The sequence below is a fragment of the Eubacterium sp. Marseille-QA0814 genome (genome assembly GCF_965119675.1).
Taxonomy (GTDB): domain Bacteria; phylum Bacillota; class Clostridia; order Lachnospirales; family Lachnospiraceae; genus Eubacterium_G.
This window is the reverse complement of sequence record NZ_CBCPMG010000001.1, coordinates 1,275,023-1,296,109: the sequence shown is the minus strand read 5'-3', so window position 1 is coordinate 1,296,109 and position 21,087 is coordinate 1,275,023. Positions and strand designations below refer to the sequence as shown.

Genomic DNA, 21,087 nt, shown 5'->3' with positions numbered 1-21,087 from the left:
AAACAGGGGAAGAAATATTGCTTAAATATATATGCACGAAAGACAACATTAGAACAAAGAGTAGTGTTTGTCCGGTTTGTGGGGATAGAACAGAACTTGAAAAATCAGATATATACTGGTGTGAAAACTGCAAAGTTCCATTGTATGACAAAACATGCGAGTGTTGTGGTGACAAAGGAAGAAGAATTACAACAGATATAAGACCAGTATTTCCTGAAGAAAGACTTTTACTGGAAATATTATTGGATAAAGAAATAGGAACATACGACAATTCATCAGTGTGGAATTGTGCAGGTAATAAATATTTAATAGATGGGGAACGAATTAAATTTTCCGTAAAAGATTTAAAAGAAAAAAATGCAGATAAGGTCAGAGAACAATATGAAAAGTTTGCTGATGCAATTTCTTATGACAGTTTTAATCAATACATGGACAAATTTGTTTCTGCTAACAAAAGCAGAAAAGAATACGGAAGTGCCTTGACAAGTGAAATGATTAACGCCTTTACAGGTGTTGAGGGGCGTTTAAAGGAAATCAGATTCCTTGTATCGGCACAGAATAATTTTGAAATAATAAAGCACGCAATTAACAAGACTGATGAAAGTTTTAAAGATTTTATTTACAACAATGATGTAAATAATGAAATTATAGAAAAGTCATACAAAATACCATGTTTTGAAAGTATGTTTACCGAAAAAGACTATAAGGAAATTGTAGCAGAGGGTTGTTTTCCGATGCTTCCTTTAACAGCCTACAGTCTCCTTAACATAAGCGAAAAAGTTGCACAGAACGAGAGAAGTATTTTTACGTTTATTGCAAACGAGGAAAAAGGAACAGTTATCACTGCCATTGAAGAAGGACGTGAAGATTTAATTGCAGTTGATATGGTATATGACTATTTTGAAAATTTATTTAGAGATAATGTAAGCCTGACTAACATACATAACGAGTGGTTAAAGGCTGACTATGCAATAACTAAGGCAGAATCATTGGCAGAAGAAAAAGTAAGAGAAGCTTTTGACACAAGTCCGAAAACTGAATATCAGTATACAAAAAATATGGATTTGTTTAATTCGTATGCAAGAGGCGGAATTGAATATCTTTATGAAAAATTGGTTGTAAGACCTGTAGATTTAGATGATGAAGAATTTATGGATGCCAGAATGTCTAACATAATGGCATTGTTTCGCGATGATATGCAGGAAATTTAATAACATGACTACATAAAACAAAAATACCTTTAAAGCAGATATAGCTCTGTTTTTAAGGTATTTTTATTTTCACATTTAATTAACCAACAATCATCAGAGAAAATAAACAAAATATTCTATATTTCCCTAAATCTCTTATTGAAACTACAAAATCTTTGACTTATAATTAATATTAATGCACTTTAATGCATTAACACGAAAAAATAGTAAAGAAGGAATAACAAATATGAAAGATACTCTTGAAATCAGATGGCATGGCCGAGGCGGTCAGGGTGCCAAAACAGCAGCCCTTCTTTTAGCAGAAGTGGCTTTCAAAACAGGAAAAAATGCACAGGGATTTCCAGAATATGGACCTGAAAGAATGGGAGCTCCAATCACTGCTTACGACAGAATCAGTGACCACCCAATTCGCGTACATTCAAACATTTATGATCCACAGTATGTAGTAGTTGTTGACGAAACTTTATTAGAAATTGTTGATGTTACTGCCGGATTAAGAGAAGATGGAGCAATACTTATTAATACATCAAGAAGTAAAGACGAGATTATTCCACACTTAAAAGGTTACAAAGGAAAAGTATACACAGTAGATGCAAAGAAAATCGCTATGGATACTTTAGGAAAGAACTTCCCTAACACACCAATGCTTGCTGCAATTGTAAAAGTTACAGGAGTTATTGAAGATGAAACATTCCTTAACGAAATGGAAGGCTCATTTAAGCACAAATTTGCCAAGAAGCCTGAAGTAATCAAAGGAAACATGGAAGCACTTAGAACAGCTTTAAGGGAGGTTAAATAATGGCAAAGACAGATATAACAAAATTAGGTCAGGACGTTGCCTGGCAGGATGTTACAAGAGGTAACACAATTGTCGGTTCAGGCACAACAAGAGAGTTTATTACAGGAGATTGGACAAGTGTAGCACCTGTAATTGACGAAGAAAAATGTAAACAATGTCTTTTATGTGTACCGGTTTGTCCGGACAGCTGTATTCCTGTAAAGGATTATAAGAGACAGGCAATAGATTTAGATCATTGCAAGGGTTGTGGAATATGCGTGAAGGCATGTCCATTTAATGCAATTAAGATGGAGGTGAAATAGTATGCATAAGAAAGTATTTTTATCAGGAAATGAAGCTGTAGCAACAGCACTTAGACAGATTAATCCTGATGTTTTTCCGGCATTCCCTATTACACCATCAACTGAAATTCCTCAGTATTTTTCAAACTATGTATCAAATGGTTTAGTTGACACAGAGTTTATTACTGTAGAATCTGAACATAGTTCAATGAGTGCGGCAATGGGAGCCTCAGCAGCAGGAGCAAGAGCTTTAACTGCTACATCATCAGCTGGTCTTGCATTTATGTGGGAAGTTTTAGGAGTTGCAGCATCAAGTAGATTACCTGTTGCTTTAGCAGCGGTTTGTAGAGCCTTAACAGGACCGTTGAACATTAATTGCGACCATTCGGATACAATGGGTGCAAGAGATTCAGGCTGGATTCAGTTATATGCAGAAGATAATCAGGAAGCTTACGACAACATGGTTATGGCATTTAACATCGCTGAAAATAAAGATGTTATGCTTCCAATTATGATTTGTCAGGATGGATTTATTACAAGCCACGCAGTTATGAACATGGAAATTTTAGACGACATGACTGTAAAAGAATTTGTTGGCGAAAGAGAACCTGTTGATTATCTTTTAAATCCTGAAGAAAAATTTGCAGTTGGACCTTATGCTGTGTCTGATTACTATATGGAATCAAGAAAAGCACAGGCTCACGCAATGGAAAATGCAAAACAGGTTATTTTAGATGTAGCAAAAGATTTTGAAAAAATTTCAGGTCGTAAGTATGGCTTGATTGAAGAATATAAAATGGATGATGCTGAATATGCAATGGTTATTATTGGCTCAGCAGCAGGTACAGCAAAGGAAGCTGTAGATGAAATGAGAGAGGCTGGCAAAAAGGTTGGAATTATAAAAATAAGATCATTTAGACCATTCCCAGGAGAAGAAATTGCAACATCACTTAAGAAGTGTAAAGCTGTTGCAGTTATGGACAGATGTGAATCATTTTCAACAAACGGTGGTCCTGTAGGTGCTGAAACAATGCAGGCTATGTACACAAATGGCTGTACTGCAAAAGCTATCAATATTATGTATGGTATTGGTGGTAGAGATGTTACTGTAGGCGATATGAGAGGTGTTTATGATACTCTTGAAGAAATTGCAAAAACAGGTGGGACCGGTCCTACATACAGATATATGGGACTTAGAGATAAGGAGGCAAAATAATGGGTTACAATTTTAAAGAAACAATGAATAAGCCTGAACGTTTTGCTCCAGGTCACAGAATGTGTGCCGGTTGTGGAGCAACAATTTGTGCAAGAAATGTACTTCGTGGGCTTCATGAAGGCGACAAGGCAGTTATAGGATGTGCAACAGGATGCTTAAATGTATCATCATTCCAGTATCCATATGTAGCATGGGAAGACAGTTACATTCATAGTGCTTTTGAAAATGCAAGTTCAACAATGAGTGGTGTTGAAGGTGCATACAAGGCGATGAAAAGAAAAGGCAAGTTAAAAGATGATTATAAGTTTATCTGCTTTGGTGGTGATGGTGGTACTTATGATATAGGTATTCAGTCATTATCAGGAGCAATGGAACGTGGTACAAATTATACATACGTTTGTTATGACAACGGTGCTTATATGAATACAGGTACACAGCGTTCATCAGCTACACCAATGTACGCTGATACAACAACTACACCTGTTGGTAGTCAGTGTAATGGTAAGGAACAGTACAGAAAAGATTTAGCAGCAATTATCGCAGCACATGATGTTCCATATGCTGCACAGACTACATATTTCAAAGGCTTTAAGGATCTTCATACAAAAGCTGAAAGAGCTATTTATACAGAGGGTCCTGCATTCTTAAATGTATGTGCACCATGTCCAACAGGTTGGAAATATCAGAAAGATGATATTATGGAAATCTGCAGATTAGCTGTAGAAACAAATTATTGGCCTTTATATGAAGTTGTAGAGGGCAAGTGGATTCTTAACTATGAACCAAAGAACAGACTTCCAATTGAAGACTTCTTGAGACCACAGGGCAGATTCAAACATTTATTTAAGCCTGAAAATGAACATCTTATTGAGAAATTCCAGAAGGAAGTTGATAGAAGATGGGAAGACTTATTATTTAAATGCAGCAGATAATGAATTTACTTAGAGATGTATTTTTAAAGCTTTAAATGGAAATATTTTTAATAATATTCTTTAAAATTTAAAACTAACAGGCAATAATAGGAGACAGATTGTGGATTTTAACTATAACCGAAACAGTGAAGGCACTGTTAAAGTAATGAAGTCCAAAGGAAAAAAGAACAATATAAAAGTAGTGCAGCAGGATAAAAAACATCCGGCTATAAAGTTAGAAATATCTTTAGGAGATGACGGGAAAAAGCAGGGCGAAGGGCTTGTTCCTGTTATCTTCAAGGGAAAAATTTCCGACAACGATAAAGGTAGCACACTAACAGGAAAGTTTACTTATGGCTTTTATTTGTATACTTTAGTAATAGTGGCGGCAATACTTATAGTTGTAAGATTTGGATTTTCGTTATATAATATGCAAAAAGATAATATGGTTCTATGCGGTATCGTTACAGTATTACTTATTATTTTAATAGCTGTAGTATTGGTAAAATCAAAACCCGACAGGGAACATATTACAGAGTTTTTAAATAACTTAAATAAAAAATAAATATCCTATGAAATCTTTTAATCAATGGCGAAACTAAAGGTGGAGGAATCTCTAGAGAACCCAAGGTTATATCTAATGGAGGCAAGGCATACATTAGATATGGGGAGAGTTTCAAATTGATTATGATTACGAATCTTTAGAGTTACTTTTTTAAGTAACTCTTTTCTTTTTTTATAGTGATTAAAATGGTAACTGTAAATTTCAAATTTGTATTAATAAAATATGGTGTTGGAATTTGTAAAAATAAAAAGTAGGAGGAAAAAATTATGGATTGGAAAAGTGTTGGTAACTGGATTTCAGACACACTTGTGAAAGTGGATGATTTTGTTTGGGGGCCGGTGATGTTGGTGCTACTTGTTGGAACAGGAATTTTTCTTACAATAAGATTAAAATTCAGACCATGGAGAAATCTTGGCTTTGCCATCAAAAGCACATTAAGTAAAGAGGCAAGAACAACCAAGAGAGGTGAAGGCGATGTATCCCCTTTTTCAGCGCTAACAACGGCTCTTGCGGCAACAATAGGAACAGGTAACATTGTAGGTGTTGCCACAGCCATGGTATCAGGTGGTCCGGGAGCTTTAGTGTGGATGTGGATTTCAGCATGCTTTGGCTTAACATCAAAATTCAGTGAATGTATGTTAGCCATAAAGTATCGAGAGGTTAATGAAAAGGGAGAAATGTCAGGTGGTCCAATGTACACCATGAAGAAAGGCTTCAAAAACAAAAAAATAGGGGCTTTTCTAGGAATGTTATTTGCAGTGTTTGCGGTTATAGCATCTTTCGGTATTGGAAATATGACACAGGCAAATTCAATTTCAGAATCATTAAAGAGTACATTTAATTTTGATGAGAAAATAGTAGGTGTGGTTTTAACAGTTTTAGCATTAGTAATTATTGTAGGTGGTATTAAGACTATCTCAAAGGTATCTTCAGTTGTAGTGCCTTTGATGGCTATTTTTTACATAATTGCAGGTTTAATTGTTGTTGTTATGAATATACAGAACCTGCCATCAGGTATTGTAATGATATTTAAAATGGCATTTAGCTCACAGGCTGTAGCAGGTGGTGGAGCCGGCGTGATTACTGCGGGCGTAATGAATGCAATGAGATATGGTGTTGCAAGAGGTGTATTTTCAAATGAAGCAGGAATGGGTTCAGCAGCCATAACAGCTTCCGCAGCAACAACAGATGATCCTGTTCGTCAGGGTTACATTAACATGACAGGTACATTTTGGGACACAATTGTAGTTTGTACAATTACAGGTCTTTGTATTGCGTCATCAGGAGTTCTTGGAACTGTTGGAGATGACGGGAAATTAGTACAGGGTGCAGCTCTTACAATTTTGGCTTTCAAATCGGCTTTAGGTGAAGTTGGAGCCATACTTGTAACAATAGGAATCGCCCTTTTTGCATTTTCAACAATTTTAGGTTGGGAGTATCATGGAGAAAAGGCTTTTGAGTACATATTTGGAACACACAAATATAATATGGCGTACAGAATTATTTTCTCTTTAGTTGTATTTGTGGGGGCAACTACAACATTACAGGTTGTATGGAATTTCTCGGATATAGCAAATGCCTTAATGGCAATACCTAACCTGATTTGTCTTCTTGTAATGAGCAAGGTTATTGCAAAAGAAGTTGAACGATTCCAGCCTATTTTAGACAAAGAAAAGAAGGCGGCAAAAAAGAAAAAATAAAATCCTAAATAAAGGTATGAAAATAAAAAGTAAGAAAAAAGCAGTTAGCAAAAAGCAGGTTACAAAAAATAAAGTAGAAAATAAAAAGCAGTTGAATCAATTTAAGAAATGTTTGTTAAACATAACTTATTTGATTTAACTGCTTTTTATGTTCCAAAGCTATTAACCCGCTATTGTGCAGGCACAACAGGGGGATAACTTTTTGACAAAATGATTACCTAAAATGTTTCATATATTAAACTCTGGCAATCATTAGATTGTAAAAATTCCAAGTGCATCAAGAATTGAGCTGATTAAAATTAAAACAAGGCATATAGGTGATACCCATTTAATCACAACTACAAAAAGGTTTCTTGATTTGAATTTCTCGCCGTTTCTTGTAGCCTCGTCAATAACTGCTTTAGGTTTAACAACGAAGCCAATAAGTATACATGTAAACAATGCACAGATAGGCATTAAAATACTATTACTTACAAAGTCCATAATATCAAGTATTGTCATTGCACCAATGTGAATGAAATCTAAAACTCCAAAACCAAGACAAGGTAAAACTCCAATTGCAACTGCACAAATGAAAACAATCAATGTAGCTTTATGTCTTGACCAGCCAAGTTTATCACTGAAAATAGAAACGATAGTTTCCATAAGCGAAATAGCAGATGTTAATGCTGCAAATAAAACTAATACGAAAAATACTGTTCCAATAACGCTACCAAAAGGCATGCTGTCAAAAACTTTAGGTAATGTGACAAACATAAGTGATGGACCTTTTCCAAGAGCAGCCTTGTCGCCGCCTGAAAAAGCAAATACAGCAGGGATAATCGTTAATCCGGCAAGAAATGCAATTGCTGTATCAAAAATCTCAATTTGTCTTACTGAACTTTCAAGATTGTTTTCTTTTTTCATATAAGAACCATAAGTAATCATAATACCCATTGCAAGTGACATGGAGTAGAACAACTGCCCCATGGCGGCAATAACAGTTTTAAAAGTAAAATCACTTAAACGTGGTTTTATGTAATAAATAAGACCATCTTTTGCTCCGTCGATTGTTAGACCATAAATTGCAATAAATATTGTGAGAACAACCAAAATTGGCATCATAACTTTGCTTACTTTTTCAATACCTTTTTCAACACCAAACCAAACAACTAAAGCTGTAAAAGCAATGAATATGAAAAAGTATATAAGTGGTTCGGCGGTTCCTGCAGCAAATGTACCAAAGTAATTATCATTTGCAGCAGCCATTCCACCACCGCTACAAAATGTTACAAGATACTTAATTACCCAACCACCGATTACTGAGTAGTATGGGAAAATAATAATTGGGATAATAGCTGCCAGATATCCCACTGCCCCAAAACGCTTGTCCAATGCCTTAAAAGCACCAATTGCACTTAAACCGGTTTTTCGACCGATTGCAATTTCAGCAATCATCAAAGAAAAACCAAAAGTTACTGCTAAAATAAGATATACTAGCAAAAATGTTCCGCCACCGTATTTAGCTGCAAGGTATGGAAATCTCCAAATGTTTCCAAGACCTACAGCGGAACCGGCAGCAGCCAGTACGAATCCTATTTTGTTTGAAAAGTTTCCTCTTTTTTCCATAATATAAACCCTCCACTTTAATTTACAAAAACTTAAAAACAATGTTAGAATTATACAACAAAAGAAGAAATGACACAACAATAAATAATATATGTTTACTATACATTGAAAATAATGTAAAATGTGTGCTGGTATATGCGTGAAAATTATTGCAAATAAAAACCTATAAAATGCGTGGAAAAAGTCATAGGTTATTTGCAAAATAATATATATAACCATATGTTTAATGTAAACAGAGAATACATTAGCAAAAAAAGAGTAATATACAATTTATATAGAAGAGAAAGGGCAAATAAAATGGTAGAAGTAAAAGAGTTATTTAAGAACACAGAAGAGTATATTAATAAGGAAGTTACAGTTGGTGGCTGGGTTAGAAGTATCAGAGATTCAAAAACTTTTGGCTTTATAGTTTTAAACGATGGCACATTTTTTCAGCCTGTACAGGTGGTTTACAATGACAAAATGGATAACTTTCAGGAAGTTTCAAAAGTAAATATTGGTGCAGCTTTAATTGTTAAAGGTATATTAGTTGAAACACCAAATGCAAAACAGCCTTTTGAAATTCAGGCAGATGAAGTTTTTATTGAAGGAGAAAGCACATCTGATTATCCATTACAAAAAAAGAGACATACTTTCGAGTACCTTAGAACAATTTCACATTTAAGACCTAGAACAAATACTTTTCAGGCAGTGTTTAGAGTGCGCTCTTTATGCGCTTATGCAATTCACAAGTTTTTTCAGGAGCAGGGCTTTGTTTACGTGCACACACCATTAATTACAGGAAGTGACTGTGAAGGGGCAGGGGAAATGTTTCAGGTTACAACAATGGACTTAAATAATGTTCCAAAAACAGATCAGGGTGATGTGGACTTCTCAGAAGACTTTTTTGGCAAGCCAACAAACCTTACAGTTTCAGGTCAGTTAAATGGCGAAACATATGCTATGGCATTTAAGAAGATATATACATTTGGACCAACTTTTAGAGCAGAAAATTCAAATACAACAAGACATGCAGCAGAATTCTGGATGATAGAGCCGGAGATAGCTTTTGCAGATTTAGCAGACGATATGGAGCTTGCAGAGGCAATGATAAAATACATTATTAAATATGTACTTGAAAATGCACCTGAGGAAATGAATTTCTTTAATTCATTTGTGGATAAGGGACTGCTTGACAGATTAAATCATGTAATGAATTCTGATTTTGGTCGCGTAACTTACACAGAAGCAATTAAAATTTTAGAAGAACATAATGATAAGTTTGAATATAAAGTAAGCTGGGGAACAGATTTACAGACAGAACATGAAAGATATTTAACAGAGGAAGTATTTAAACGACCTGTTTTTGTAACTGATTATCCAAAGGAAATTAAGGCTTTCTATATGAAGTTAAACGAAGATGGAAAAACAGTGGCAGCAATGGATTGCTTAGTTCCAGGCATTGGCGAGATTATTGGTGGTAGCCAAAGAGAAGAAGACTTGGCTGTTCTTAAAAACAGAATGAAGGAATTAAGTCTTAATGAAGAAGACTATGGATTCTATTTAGATTTAAGAAAGTACGGCACAGCAAGACATGCAGGATTTGGACTTGGATTTGAGAGAATGATTATGTATTTAACAGGCATGTCAAATATTAGGGACGTAATTCCATTTCCACGTACAGTTAATAACTGCGAATTATAATCTTAAGAGAATCTTAAGAAATTTCCACAAAATATATTAAAAAATAAATTATATCCTTTATATACACACAAAGAAATAGTGTAAAGGCGGAGGGCTTGAAAATGTACAACATACTAGTTTGCGATGATGACAGAGAAATAGTTGAGGCTATTGAAATTTATCTTTCCAAAGAAGGCTACAATGTAATCAAAGCCTATGATGGTTTGGAAGCAATTGAAATTCTCAAAAAAGAAGATATTCAATTATTGTTAATTGACGTAATGATGCCAAGGCTTGACGGCTTAAGGGCAACATTAAAAATAAGAGAGAAAAGTGGTATACCAATCATTATTTTATCTGCAAAGTCAGAAGACTCAGATAAAGTTATAGGACTTGATGTTGGAGCTGACGATTACATTACAAAACCTTTTAACCCTTTAGAGTTAATAGCAAGAGTAAAATCACAACTTAGACGTTACACAAAACTTGGCACAATGGCAGGACAAAAAAGTAATGTGTATACAGTAGGTGGACTTGAGGTAAACGATGACAGCAAGGAAGTTACCGTTGACGGGGAAAGTGTGAAACTAACACCTTATGAGTATAAGATTTTATTGCTTCTTGTGAAAAATCAGGGACGTGTTTTTACAATCGAACAAATTTATGAAAATGTTTGGGAGGAAGAAGCCATTGCAGCAGATAATACAGTAGCAGTACATATCAGGCATATCCGCGAAAAAATCGAAATTAATCCAAAGGAACCAAGATATCTGAAAGTAGTTTGGGGCGTTGGATATAAAATCGAGAAAATGTAAAGGATAGGTGGAAATTATGAAAACAAAAAGAATTTTATTACACTTAGCTATACTTGCATTAGCGATTGTCAGTATAGCAAGTGGTAGCTATGGAATTTATCATTTAAGGTACTACGACAGCAAAGAGAATTGTTTACATAGGTATACAGAAAGCTACGCAAGCGTTACCTCAGGGGTAATTGAAGAAATTGTGGACAATAGGATTTATAGAGAAAAATTCATGGATCCTAACAAAGTGGTTGCCAAAGCTTACAAGCTTAAAACAATTAAAGTTTCAGATATTGTAAAAATTGCGAAGTCAGAGGAAAAACTTTCTTTCTATGCTATAATGGCAGAAAATACAAAGGAAGAATTGAAATATAATTCTAGCGCCAGAAAGAAAGAAGAGTATGAATATTATAAGAAAATTGCAGATACCGCAAATCTATATTTTAGTATTGTAGATGAATGTGATGCTTTAAATGAATTAGGTAATAAGTCAAAAAAAGAACAGGATAAAGCTTTAACACGAATTGATGATGAATACATATTAAGTGAGAATGTTGAATTTCAGGCTACATATGTGTTAAATGGAAAAACTTATAAGTTTACAAATCAGGAAAAAGACCAGACAATATCAGAAGAAAATAAGTATATGGATATTGTAACTGCAAATTCAAAAGGAGCAACAATTGTTGCAAATAATTATTTGCAGGAAGAAAGCTATAAATCTCTTTTTAAAGAATATTTTCCTACGTATGATGATGACTTACATACAAACAGCTTAAATGACAGCAAGTTCACAGTGAAAATAGGCTTTAAGAGAAATGACAAAGATGGCTTTTCGTTGGAGCATGAACTTATAAAGGCTGAGAAAGCATTGAGTGCTAAAGAAATTTCAGCGCAAAAAAGATTGTGCATAACAGGGCTTGTTATATGTGTGGCATGTATGCTTTTATCATTAATTCCGTTTATTATGCTATTAATTATTGCAGGTCATAAGAGAAAAGGAGACATACCTTATACAAACAAATTTGATAAAATCTGGGCAGATGTTTTGACAGTTATAATGATAATGGTTGGTATAAGCATGGCAATGTCTATTTGTGAAGGTGCATTCCAAAATCCAATATCAGGTTTAACAGGCGTTATCGGCTATGTAGTGCTATGCGGCTTCTTCTGTCTGATTTATATTGAAGTATTTATACAGTGTGCTGAAAGCTTTGCCAGAAGAATAAAATCCAGAATGTTAATTAAAAGCACTTTACTATACTGGATTTACAGCAAAATTAAAACAATAATTTTAGGTTTTATAAATAATGGAAAAATGTGGGCGAAGGTAATAGCAGCGGGAATTGTATGTTTGGTTTGGAACATAATTGCTTTCCTGTTTGTTCAATCCTATGGATATTGGGGAATGTTATTTTTCTGGATAATACCAATTCTATTGGTTTGCAAGTATTTAATTAAATATTTCGAAGAAAAAGAGCAAATAATAAACGAGGCAGAAAAAATTACAGAAGGAGAAGTTGACCACAAAATAACTGGGACTTTTAAATATCCTTCAAATAGAAAATTAAAAGATACAATTAACAATATCGGTGATGGAATTGAGAATGCCGTTGCAGAAAATATGAAAAGTGAGCGAATGAAAACAGATTTAATAACGAATGTTTCTCATGATTTGAAAACACCATTAACATCTATAATAAATTATGTAGATTTGTTAAAAACAGAAGGCGTTGACAGCAAAAATGCTAATAAGTATCTTGATATTTTAGATAAAAAATCTCAAAGACTGAAGAATCTGACAGAAGATTTGGTGGAAGCTTCAAAGCTAACATCAGGTGCAATTGAACTTCACAAAGAAAAAATAAATATTGTGGAATTAATTAACCAAAGTCTGGGAGAGTATAACGAGAAGTTTAACCAAAGAAATTTAACAGTAGTAAAAACTATCCCGGATAAAACTATTTATATAAATGCCGACGGCAGAAGAATGTGGCGAGTGTTTGAAAATCTTTATGGAAATATTTTTAAATACGCAATGGAAGGCACAAGAGTTTACGTGGACGTTGAAGAACATAATGGAGAAATTGTTATTGGAATAAAAAATATTTCCGAGAAAGCATTAAACATAAGCCCGGACGAATTAATGGATAGATTCGTAAGAGGCGATCAGTCAAGAAGTACAGAGGGAAGTGGTCTTGGACTATCAATTGCAAAGACTATTATAGAAAGACACGATGGAACAATGGAAATAATTCTTGATGGAGATTTATTTAAAGTTGTAATAGCAATTAAATAGAAATCCGGGCATATAATTAAATGTTGAATTAAATAAAAATCAAATGATAAATTAAATAAAAATATGGGCATACAATTAAATGCAAAATTAAATAAAAATTAAGGGGTTGACAAGTTCAGCCCCTTTTTCTATAATGAAAAAGCATGCGTGGAGGTGTAATTATGCCCATTTGCGACATGTTAGTGTAAAGAAGAAACACGTAATTCTAATAACAGGAGGTGAAAAAGGAATGCCAACATTTAACCAGTTAGTAAGAAAAGGACGTAAGTCAGCGGTTAAGAAGTCAACAGCACCAGCTTTATTAAAGACATACAACTCTTTAAATAAGAAGATGAACGACACAGCTTCTCCACAGAAGCGTGGTGTATGTACAGCTGTTAAGACTGCTACACCTAAGAAGCCTAACTCAGCTCTTAGAAAAATCGCCAGAGTTCGTTTATCTAATGGTATCGAAGTAACAAGTTATATCCCAGGTGAAGGTCACAACCTTCAGGAACATAGTGTTGTTCTTATCCGTGGTGGTAGAGTAAAGGATTTACCAGGTACAAGATATCATATCATTAGAGGTACATTAGATACTGCAGGTGTTGCTAACAGACGCCAGGCACGTTCTAAGTACGGCGCTAAGAGACCTAAAAAATAGGCTCAATAAGTAGGATGACTTTTAATAGTCAGTCACAGGTTGAATGATTTGTAACGGTTATTAGAATTATGTAGATATACAGTCTAAAGCCGTGAGCAAGACACAACTTTTGTGAGTACCGAAGATTTAATTTAAAATTGATTAAGGAGGGAAGTAACATGCCACGTAAAGGACATACTCAGAAGAGAGAAATTTTAGCAGATCCTATGTATGGTAGCATCGTAGTTACAAAGCTTGTCAATAACATCATGTTAGATGGTAAGAAAGGTGTAGCTCAGAAGATCGTTTACGGAGCATTCGATAAGATTGCTGAAGAAACAGGAAAAGATGCTATCGAAGTATTCGAAGAAGCTATGAATAATGTTATGCCAGCTTTAGAAGTTAAGGCTAGACGTATTGGTGGTGCTACTTATCAGGTACCTATTGAGGTTAGACCTGAAAGAAGACAGGCTTTAGGACTTCGTTGGATTACATTGTACTCACGCCAGAGAAGCGAGAAGACAATGGTAGAAAGATTAGCAAATGAAATCATGGACGCCGCTAACAACACTGGTTCATCAGTTAAGAAGCGTGAAGACATGCATAAGATGGCAGAAGCTAACAAGGCTTTCGCACATTATAGATTCTAGTTATCTACAAGAATCGCAACCTCAAAAAACAATATGTATTGTGCTTGCACAAATACATAATTGTTTTACAGAGGTTATGAGTCGCCAGACTCTAGCGAGACGAAACGCAGTGAAGTCGAGCTAGCGATTCCTTTTTAGGAAGAAGCTAGCGATGTAGCGAAGCAGAATCGAGCTAGCTATTCTTTTTTAGAAGAGCAGCGAGAGACGAAACGAAGCAAAATCGAGCTAGCGATTCGGGCGACAATAACAAAATTGATTAGTATACAGAAATGTATGACATACTAAAAGCGTAAGCTTTAGACTAAAAAGAGGAGGAAAAAATCTTGGCTGGAAGAGAATATCCATTAGAGAGAACAAGAAACATTGGTATTATGGCTCATATCGATGCTGGTAAAACAACATTAACAGAGCGTATTTTATACTATACTGGTGTTAACTATAAAATTGGTGATACTCATGATGGTAATGCTACAATGGACTGGATGGAACAGGAAAAAGAAAGAGGTATCACAATTACTTCTGCTGCTACAACATGCCATTGGACATTAGAAGATCATCATAAACCAAAGGCTGGAGCAAAAGAACATCGTATCAACATCATTGATACACCGGGACACGTTGACTTCACTGTTGAAGTAGAACGTTCACTTCGTGTATTAGACGGTGCTGTAGGTGTATTCGATGCTAAGGCTGGTGTAGAACCTCAGTCAGAAAACGTATGGCGTCAGGCTGACACATACAATGTACCTCGTATGGCTTTCATCAATAAGATGGACAAGATGGGTGCAGATTTCTTTTATTCAGTTCAGACAATCATTGATCGTTTGGGCAAAAATGCTATCCCAGTTCAGATTCCTATTGGAAAAGAAGACGATTTCATTGGATTAATCGACTTATTTGAAATGGATGCATATTACTATAAAGATGATAAGGGTGAAGATATCGAAATCACAACAATCCCTGATGATTTAAAGGATCTTGCTAATGAATGGCATGATAACTTAATCGAAAAGATTTGTGAATTAGATGATGACCTTATGATGCAGTATTTAGAAGGTGAAGAACCTTCAGTAGACGATCTTAAGAAAGTTTTAAGAAGAGCTACAATCGCTTGTGAAGCAGTTCCTGTATACTGTGGTTCAGCTTACAAGAACAAAGGTGTTCAGAAGATGTTAGATGGTGTAATCGAATTTATGCCAGCTCCAACAGACATCCCTGACATCACAGGTACTGACGAAGATGGTAATGAAGTAACACGTAAGTCATCAGATGACGAACCATTTGCTGCATTAGCATTCAAGATTATGTCAGACCCATTCGTAGGAAAATTAGCATTCTTCAGAGTTTACTCTGGTACATTAAACTCAGGTTCATATGTATTAAATGCTACAAAGAATAAAAAGGAACGTGTTGGTCGTATCTTACAGATGCACGCTAACACAAGAACAGAACTTGATAAAGTTTACTCAGGTGATATCGCAGCAGCTGTAGGTTTCAAGATTACAACTACTGGTGATACAATCTGTGATGAACAGCATCCGGTTATCTTAGAATCAATGGAATTCCCAGAACCAGTTATCGAGCTTGCTATCGAACCTAAGACAAAGAACGATCAGGGTAAGATGGGTGAAGCTTTAGCAAAACTTGCTGAAGAAGATCCTACATTTAGAGCTCATACAGATCAGGAAACTGGTCAGACAATCATCGCTGGTATGGGTGAACTTCATTTGGAAGTTATCGTTGACAGACTTCTTCGTGAATACAAAGTTGAAGCAAATGTTGGTGCACCTCAGGTTGCATACAAAGAAACATTTACTAAGGCTGTAGACGTAGATAGCAAATATGCTAAGCAGTCTGGTGGTCGTGGACAGTACGGTCATTGTAAGGTTAAATTCGAGCCAATGGATCCAAACAGTGAAGAAACATTCAAGTTTGAATCTACTGTAGTTGGTGGTAACATTCCTAAGGAATACATCCCAGCTGTAGGAGCAGGTATCGAAGAAGCTGCACAGACAGGTATTATCGCTGGATTCCCAGTTCTTGGTGTACATGCTACTGTATACGATGGATCATATCATGAAGTCGATTCATCAGAAATGGCATTCCACATTGCCGGATCAATGGCATTCAAGGATGCTATGAACAAGGGTGATGCAGTATTACTTGAACCTATCATGAAGGTTGAAGTAACAATGCCTGAAGAATACATGGGTGACGTTATTGGTGACATTAACTCACGTCGTGGTAGAATCGAAAGCATGGATGACCTTGGTGGAGGAAAGATCGTAAGAGCATTCGTTCCACTTTCAGAAATGTTTGGTTACTCAACAGACCTTCGTTCAAAGACTCAGGGTCGTGGTAACTACTCAATGTTCTTTGAAAAATATGAACAGGCTCCAAAGTCAGTTCAGGACAAGATTGTCGCTTCAAAGGCTAACTAGTAAAAACAAAATAAGGCTTGAAAATATTCCCATTATAAAATATAATGGGGATAGCCTTTTGAATAAGACCATTGCGGTCGTATAGTAAAATTATAATATTTAATCAAATTAGGAGGATTACAAAAATGGCAAAAGCTAAGTTTGAAAGAACAAAACCACATTGTAATATTGGTACAATCGGACATGTCGATCATGGTAAAACTACATTAACAGCTGCTATTACTAAGGTATTATCAGAAAGAGTAGAAGGAAATGATGCTGTAGATTTCGCTAACATCGATAAGGCTCCAGAAGAAAGAGAAAGAGGTATCACTATCTCAACAGCTCACGTAGAATATGAAACAAATAAGAGACATTACGCTCACGTTGACTGCCCAGGCCATGCTGACTATGTAAAGAACATGATCACAGGTGCTGCTCAGATGGACGGTGCTATCCTTGTTGTAGCTGCTACTGACGGTGTTATGGCTCAGACAAAGGAACATATCTTACTTTCACGTCAGGTAGGTGTTCCAAAAATCGTTGTATTCATGAACAAATGTGATATGGTAGACGATGAAGAATTATTAGAATTAGTAGAAATGGATGTTACAGAAATTCTTGACGAATATGGTTTCGAAGATTCACCAATCATTAAGGGTTCAGCTCTTAAGGCTCTTGAAGATCCATCATCAGAATGGGGAGACAAGATCATGGAATTAATGGATGCAGTAGATGAATACTTCCCAGATCCAGAAAGAGATACAGATAAGCCTTTCTTAATGCCAGTAGAAGACGTATTCACAATCACAGGTCGTGGTACAGTTGCTACAGGTAGAGTAGAAAGAGGAACACTTCACTTAAACGATGAAGTTGAAATCATCGGTGTTAAGGAAGAAACACAGAAGACAGTTATCACAGGTATCGAAATGTTCAGAAAGCTTCTTGATGAAGCTCAGGCTGGTGATAACATTGGTGCTCTTTTAAGAGGTATCAACAGAGACCAGATCGAAAGAGGTCAGGTTCTTGCTAAGCCAGGTACAGTAACATGCCATAAGAAGTTTACTGCTCAGGTTTACGTTTTAACAAAGGATGAAGGTGGACGTCATACTCCTTTCTTCAACAACTACAGACCACAGTTCTACTTCAGAACAACTGACGTAACTGGTGTTTGTAACTTACCAGAAGGTACAGAAATGTGCATGCCTGGTGACAACGTAGAAATCACAGTTGAACTTATTCACCCAATCGCTATGGAACAGGGTCTTGGATTCGCTATCCGTGAAGGTGGTAGAACAGTAGGTTCAGGTAAGGTTGCTACAATTATCGAATAATACGATATAATGGCGAATAGCCTATAAATAAAGGGACTTAGGAGATTTTCTTAAGTTCCTTTTCTTGAGAGTGTGAAAGTTTTTCTGTAAATTAAATATTTAAATATAATTAATAGGCCTTCTATGATAAAATTTATTATTATAGGAGGCCTTAATTATGGCAAGAGAAAGAAAAAAAGTACACAAGGTACAAATGACTGATGCAAACGTGCCATCATCCACCAGCTATTGGATGAATATGACATTCAGACAGCTGAAGACATCCAGGATGCATTAAAAGATCTTCTTGGAGGCACAATCAAGGAAATGATGGAAGCTGAAATGGATGACTATTTAGGTTATTCAAAATCACAACGTTCAGAATCCGATGATTATCGAAACGGTTACAAGTCAAAACGTGTCAACAGCAGTTATGGTTCCATGGAAATCGATGTTCCACAGGACTGTCGTTCTACTTTTGAACCACAGATTGTAAAGAAACGTCAGAAGGACATTTCAGACATTGACCAGAAAATAATCTCAATGTACGCAAAGGGAATGACAACACGACAGATTTCCGACACAATTGAGGATATTTATGGATTTGAAACATCAGAAGGATTTATTTCTGATGTGACTGATAAAATAATGCCACAAATCGAGGACTGGCAAAACCGACCATTAGATGACGTTTATCCTGTTGTTTACATTGATGCCATTCATTATTCTGTAAGGGATGAGGGAATAATAAGAAAACTTGCTGCTTATGTAATTCTTGGAATTACAGTGGATGGAAAAAAGGATGTATTAAGCATAAGTGTTGGAGATAATGAAAGCTCTAAATACTGGTTGTTTGTATTGAATGAATTAAAAAACCGAGGTGTAAAAGACATTCTTGTTATATGTGCCGATGGTTTAAGTGGCATAAAGGAAGCCATATTGACAGCTTTCCCAAACACAGAATATCAAAGGTGCATAGTTCATCAGGTGAGAAATACTCTTAAATATGTATCCGACAAAGACAGAAAAGCCTTTGCGAAAGACCTTAAGACAATATATCAGGCAGTTAATGAAGAAAAGGCTCTCGAAGCATTAGACAGGGTAACTGAGAAATGGACTCCGAAGTATCCGAACTCAATGAAAAGATGGAAGGACAACTGGGATGTGATATCGCCTATTTTTAAATTTTCAGATACTGTACGAAAAGTAATATATACAACCAATGCCATTGAAAGTTTAAATTCAACATACATGAAACTTAATCGTCAGAGAAGTGTATTTCCAAGTGATAAGGCATTGCTGAAAGCACTGTACCTTTCAACCTTTGAAGCAACGAAAAAATGGACAACGACCTTAAGAAACTGGGCTCAGGTGTATGGAGAACTGAGCATTATGTACGAAGGCCGTTTGCCTGAATAGCATAAAAAATACCCAATATCAAGGATAAATATACGCCCGTTATAAAACGGGCGTCCTTGACATGGGTATTTTTATATGCTAGTTATATAAACAAGAGCTGCAAGCTCATTTCATGAACTTACAGTTCCATCACTTATCATAGAATGTCTATTTACAGACTTTATTTCACAGACTCCTAAGTTCCTTTTCTTTTAGTGGTACTAAAATGGTACCACTTTGTTTGACTTTTTTTCTTTAGTGCCATTATTTTAGGCTCTTTGGCAGTTACCTCTCAACTTATCAATTCAATCGACGAATCAATTTCTTAAAAGTTTGAATTATCGTTAGAATCTATTCTTGCAAATAAATCTGCCAACATAATATAAAATAAAGAGTATTGAGAAAACTTATATTTCATTACTGAGTTATCGTAATAGATGTTTTCATACATTTTTATTTCTCCATAGGAAGGATCATATATTATTAAATTACATATTTTATGCGATGTTGGATATAAAGAATTAGTAGCAAGTATAAAATTATTAGGTTTTGCAATGTTTAAATGATTTAAAGGAATTTTTAAAGTCATTCCAGAATAATTATTTACAATAATTTGTTTCGCATGTTTTATTCTTCTGTTAACGGTTGATTCGCTTAAGGATACCTCTTCTGCTAAAACTTTAATAGTTCTGCCTTGATTATGTTTATAATATAAATAGAAACATTCGTTAATATCATGTGATTTATTAGTTTTCACTGTTTTTTCCTCCTAATGATTTATATAGGAATATAATTGTTAAATATTGTAAAATAACGCCGAAAGCGTTACTTTATGTATATACAGGAGGTGTTTGAAGATGGAGAAAATAGTAATATTACCTAAAATTCCGATATCAGTAAATACTGCAATAATGACAGATGAAGAAATTCACGAAAAGTTACAAAGAGGATACACAGATGCAGAAGCAGGTAATGTAAGAAGTGCTGCAGAGGTATTTGCAAAATTTAGGGAGAACCATTAGATGGAATATAATGCAGTAATTACAGGGTAAGTAGAGTAGGACATGGAAGAATTTTATAATTGTTTACATACAATTGATAAAAAGATATAATTAACATAAAATTTTATAGAAGGTAGTAGAAAGATAAAAAGCAATCAGGATAATTATATAAGAGAACTGAATACAAATCATGTTATGTTTTCAAAGAGTTTGCAGGTGAAGATAAAAAGAAGGTTATTATTATTGATGCAACCAGAGGTACAGGAAAAGTATCTGTGAGACAGGAAAGTGTAGATGAGTTATTTGATAAAGGCTATAAAATATATCGAAAGAAATAAATAGGGAATTATTAATAAAAAAGAAAGCTAATTACTAATTTTCTTAACAACCTTCAAAACAAAATAAACCTATCTTTGTGTTATACTTAAATCAACATAAAGGTCGGACAAAATTAAATATCGAAGCTACACTGTAATGTGGGATGTTAAAGGCAAGGGCGTCGATAATATTCATATTTGCAGTTAAAGATAAAATTGCTATTTCATTGTTGTAATGGGGTAGCAATTTTTTGTAATTTATATTTTAAAAAATCATATAATATAAAAAAATACTTTAAAAAATTATGGTC

General features: G+C 35.0%; 18 protein-coding genes. 16 read left to right on the top strand and 2 right to left on the bottom strand.

Annotated features, from left to right (window positions below):
- The first annotated feature begins 17 nt into the window (after positions 1 to 17).
- The 7 genes from ACQY63_RS06095 to ACQY63_RS06065 all read left to right on the top strand — a co-directional run bounded on the left by ACQY63_RS06095 (position 18) and on the right by ACQY63_RS06065 (position 6,683).
- Complete coding sequence (locus tag ACQY63_RS06095; protein WP_428244884.1) at positions 18 to 1,211, top strand: hypothetical protein; 1,194 nt, start codon at positions 18 to 20, stop codon at positions 1,209 to 1,211.
- A 226-nt stretch (positions 1,212 to 1,437) separates the two neighbouring features.
- Positions 1,438 to 2,010 (top strand): 2-oxoacid:acceptor oxidoreductase family protein, encoded by a 573-nt coding sequence (locus tag ACQY63_RS06090; RefSeq protein ID WP_022165481.1) that lies wholly within the window; start codon positions 1,438 to 1,440, stop codon positions 2,008 to 2,010.
- On the top strand, positions 2,010 to 2,312 hold the full coding sequence (locus tag ACQY63_RS06085; protein WP_022165480.1) for a 4Fe-4S binding protein: 303 nt from the start codon (positions 2,010 to 2,012) through the stop codon (positions 2,310 to 2,312). The genes ACQY63_RS06090 and ACQY63_RS06085 overlap by 1 nt, the downstream gene beginning before the upstream one ends.
- 1 nt (position 2,313) lies before the next feature.
- On the top strand, positions 2,314 to 3,507 hold the full coding sequence (gene porA, locus ACQY63_RS06080) for a pyruvate flavodoxin/ferredoxin oxidoreductase thiamine diP-binding domain protein (protein WP_022165479.1): 1,194 nt from the start codon (positions 2,314 to 2,316) through the stop codon (positions 3,505 to 3,507).
- A complete protein-coding gene (locus tag ACQY63_RS06075; protein ID WP_022165478.1) occupies positions 3,507 to 4,439 on the top strand; it encodes a thiamine pyrophosphate-dependent enzyme in 933 nt (310 codons plus the stop codon). The genes porA and ACQY63_RS06075 overlap by 1 nt, the downstream gene beginning before the upstream one ends.
- 100 nt (positions 4,440 to 4,539) lie before the next feature.
- Positions 4,540 to 4,983: a hypothetical protein gene (locus ACQY63_RS06070; RefSeq protein ID WP_022165477.1), complete on the top strand. Its 444-nt coding sequence runs from the start codon at positions 4,540 to 4,542 to the stop codon at positions 4,981 to 4,983.
- Positions 4,984 to 5,249: 266 nt separating this feature from the next.
- Positions 5,250 to 6,683, top strand: a complete 1,434-nt coding sequence (locus ACQY63_RS06065) for an alanine/glycine:cation symporter family protein (RefSeq protein WP_022165476.1) — start codon at positions 5,250 to 5,252, stop codon at positions 6,681 to 6,683.
- Positions 6,684 to 6,935: 252 nt separating this feature from the next.
- Here ACQY63_RS06065 and ACQY63_RS06060 read toward each other — a convergent pair whose 3' ends face one another.
- A complete protein-coding gene (locus tag ACQY63_RS06060; RefSeq protein ID WP_022165475.1) occupies positions 6,936 to 8,291 on the bottom strand; it encodes a sodium-dependent transporter in 1,356 nt (451 codons plus the stop codon).
- A gap of 297 nt (positions 8,292 to 8,588) precedes the next feature.
- Between ACQY63_RS06060 and asnS the strand changes: the two genes are divergently transcribed.
- The 8 genes from asnS (at position 8,589) to ACQY63_RS06020 (ending at position 19,479) form a co-directional block, all read left to right on the top strand.
- Positions 8,589 to 9,974: an asparagine--tRNA ligase gene (gene asnS, locus ACQY63_RS06055; RefSeq protein ID WP_302689466.1), complete on the top strand. Its 1,386-nt coding sequence runs from the start codon at positions 8,589 to 8,591 to the stop codon at positions 9,972 to 9,974.
- Between the two features lie 101 nt (positions 9,975 to 10,075).
- The gene (locus tag ACQY63_RS06050; protein ID WP_302689467.1) at positions 10,076 to 10,768 is read left to right on the top strand and encodes a response regulator transcription factor; all 693 of its coding nucleotides are present in this window, start codon (positions 10,076 to 10,078) and stop codon (positions 10,766 to 10,768) included.
- A 16-nt stretch (positions 10,769 to 10,784) separates the two neighbouring features.
- Positions 10,785 to 13,055, top strand: coding sequence for a sensor histidine kinase (locus ACQY63_RS06045; protein WP_428244883.1), 2,271 nt, complete (start codon positions 10,785 to 10,787; stop codon positions 13,053 to 13,055).
- Positions 13,056 to 13,284: 229 nt separating this feature from the next.
- Positions 13,285 to 13,698: a 30S ribosomal protein S12 gene (rpsL, locus tag ACQY63_RS06040; RefSeq protein WP_022165471.1), complete on the top strand. Its 414-nt coding sequence runs from the start codon at positions 13,285 to 13,287 to the stop codon at positions 13,696 to 13,698.
- A gap of 158 nt (positions 13,699 to 13,856) precedes the next feature.
- The gene (gene rpsG, locus ACQY63_RS06035; RefSeq protein ID WP_117998469.1) at positions 13,857 to 14,327 is read left to right on the top strand and encodes a 30S ribosomal protein S7; all 471 of its coding nucleotides are present in this window, start codon (positions 13,857 to 13,859) and stop codon (positions 14,325 to 14,327) included.
- Between the two features lie 323 nt (positions 14,328 to 14,650).
- Entirely contained in the window at positions 14,651 to 16,768 is a 2,118-nt protein-coding gene (fusA, locus tag ACQY63_RS06030; protein WP_302689469.1) for an elongation factor G, read from the top strand.
- Positions 16,769 to 16,893: 125 nt separating this feature from the next.
- Positions 16,894 to 18,081 carry an elongation factor Tu gene (gene tuf / locus ACQY63_RS06025; protein ID WP_117998461.1) on the top strand — a complete coding sequence of 396 codons (1,188 nt, stop codon included), beginning with the start codon at positions 16,894 to 16,896 and terminating at the stop codon, positions 18,079 to 18,081.
- Positions 18,082 to 18,309: 228 nt separating this feature from the next.
- Positions 18,310 to 19,479 (top strand): IS256 family transposase, encoded by a 1,170-nt coding sequence (locus ACQY63_RS06020; protein ID WP_428244882.1) that lies wholly within the window; start codon positions 18,310 to 18,312, stop codon positions 19,477 to 19,479.
- Positions 19,480 to 19,783: 304 nt separating this feature from the next.
- On the opposite strand, the gene ACQY63_RS06015 is transcribed toward ACQY63_RS06020, so the two are convergent.
- Entirely contained in the window at positions 19,784 to 20,215 is a 432-nt protein-coding gene (locus ACQY63_RS06015) for an AsnC family protein (RefSeq protein WP_022165549.1), read from the bottom strand.
- Between the two features lie 100 nt (positions 20,216 to 20,315).
- Here ACQY63_RS06015 and ACQY63_RS06010 point away from each other — a divergent pair, with 100 nt between their 5' ends.
- Positions 20,316 to 20,480, top strand: coding sequence for a hypothetical protein (locus tag ACQY63_RS06010; RefSeq protein ID WP_158561026.1), 165 nt, complete (start codon positions 20,316 to 20,318; stop codon positions 20,478 to 20,480).
- Positions 20,481 to 21,087: the final 607 nt, after the last annotated feature.

Coding starts and splice junctions, on each gene's coding strand:
- ACQY63_RS06090 (WP_022165481.1), top strand. CDS start 1,438: ATGAAAGATACTCTTGAAATCAGATGGCATGGCCGAGGCGGTCAGGGT.
- ACQY63_RS06085 (WP_022165480.1), top strand. CDS start 2,010: ATGGCAAAGACAGATATAACAAAATTAGGTCAGGACGTTGCCTGGCAG.
- porA (WP_022165479.1), top strand. CDS start 2,314: ATGCATAAGAAAGTATTTTTATCAGGAAATGAAGCTGTAGCAACAGCA.
- ACQY63_RS06075 (WP_022165478.1), top strand. CDS start 3,507: ATGGGTTACAATTTTAAAGAAACAATGAATAAGCCTGAACGTTTTGCT.
- ACQY63_RS06065 (WP_022165476.1), top strand. CDS start 5,250: ATGGATTGGAAAAGTGTTGGTAACTGGATTTCAGACACACTTGTGAAA.
- ACQY63_RS06060 (WP_022165475.1), bottom strand. CDS start 8,291: ATGGAAAAAAGAGGAAACTTTTCAAACAAAATAGGATTCGTACTGGCT.
- asnS (WP_302689466.1), top strand. CDS start 8,589: ATGGTAGAAGTAAAAGAGTTATTTAAGAACACAGAAGAGTATATTAAT.
- ACQY63_RS06050 (WP_302689467.1), top strand. CDS start 10,076: ATGTACAACATACTAGTTTGCGATGATGACAGAGAAATAGTTGAGGCT.
- ACQY63_RS06045 (WP_428244883.1), top strand. CDS start 10,785: ATGAAAACAAAAAGAATTTTATTACACTTAGCTATACTTGCATTAGCG.
- rpsL (WP_022165471.1), top strand. CDS start 13,285: ATGCCAACATTTAACCAGTTAGTAAGAAAAGGACGTAAGTCAGCGGTT.
- rpsG (WP_117998469.1), top strand. CDS start 13,857: ATGCCACGTAAAGGACATACTCAGAAGAGAGAAATTTTAGCAGATCCT.
- tuf (WP_117998461.1), top strand. CDS start 16,894: ATGGCAAAAGCTAAGTTTGAAAGAACAAAACCACATTGTAATATTGGT.
- ACQY63_RS06010 (WP_158561026.1), top strand. CDS start 20,316: ATGGAGAAAATAGTAATATTACCTAAAATTCCGATATCAGTAAATACT.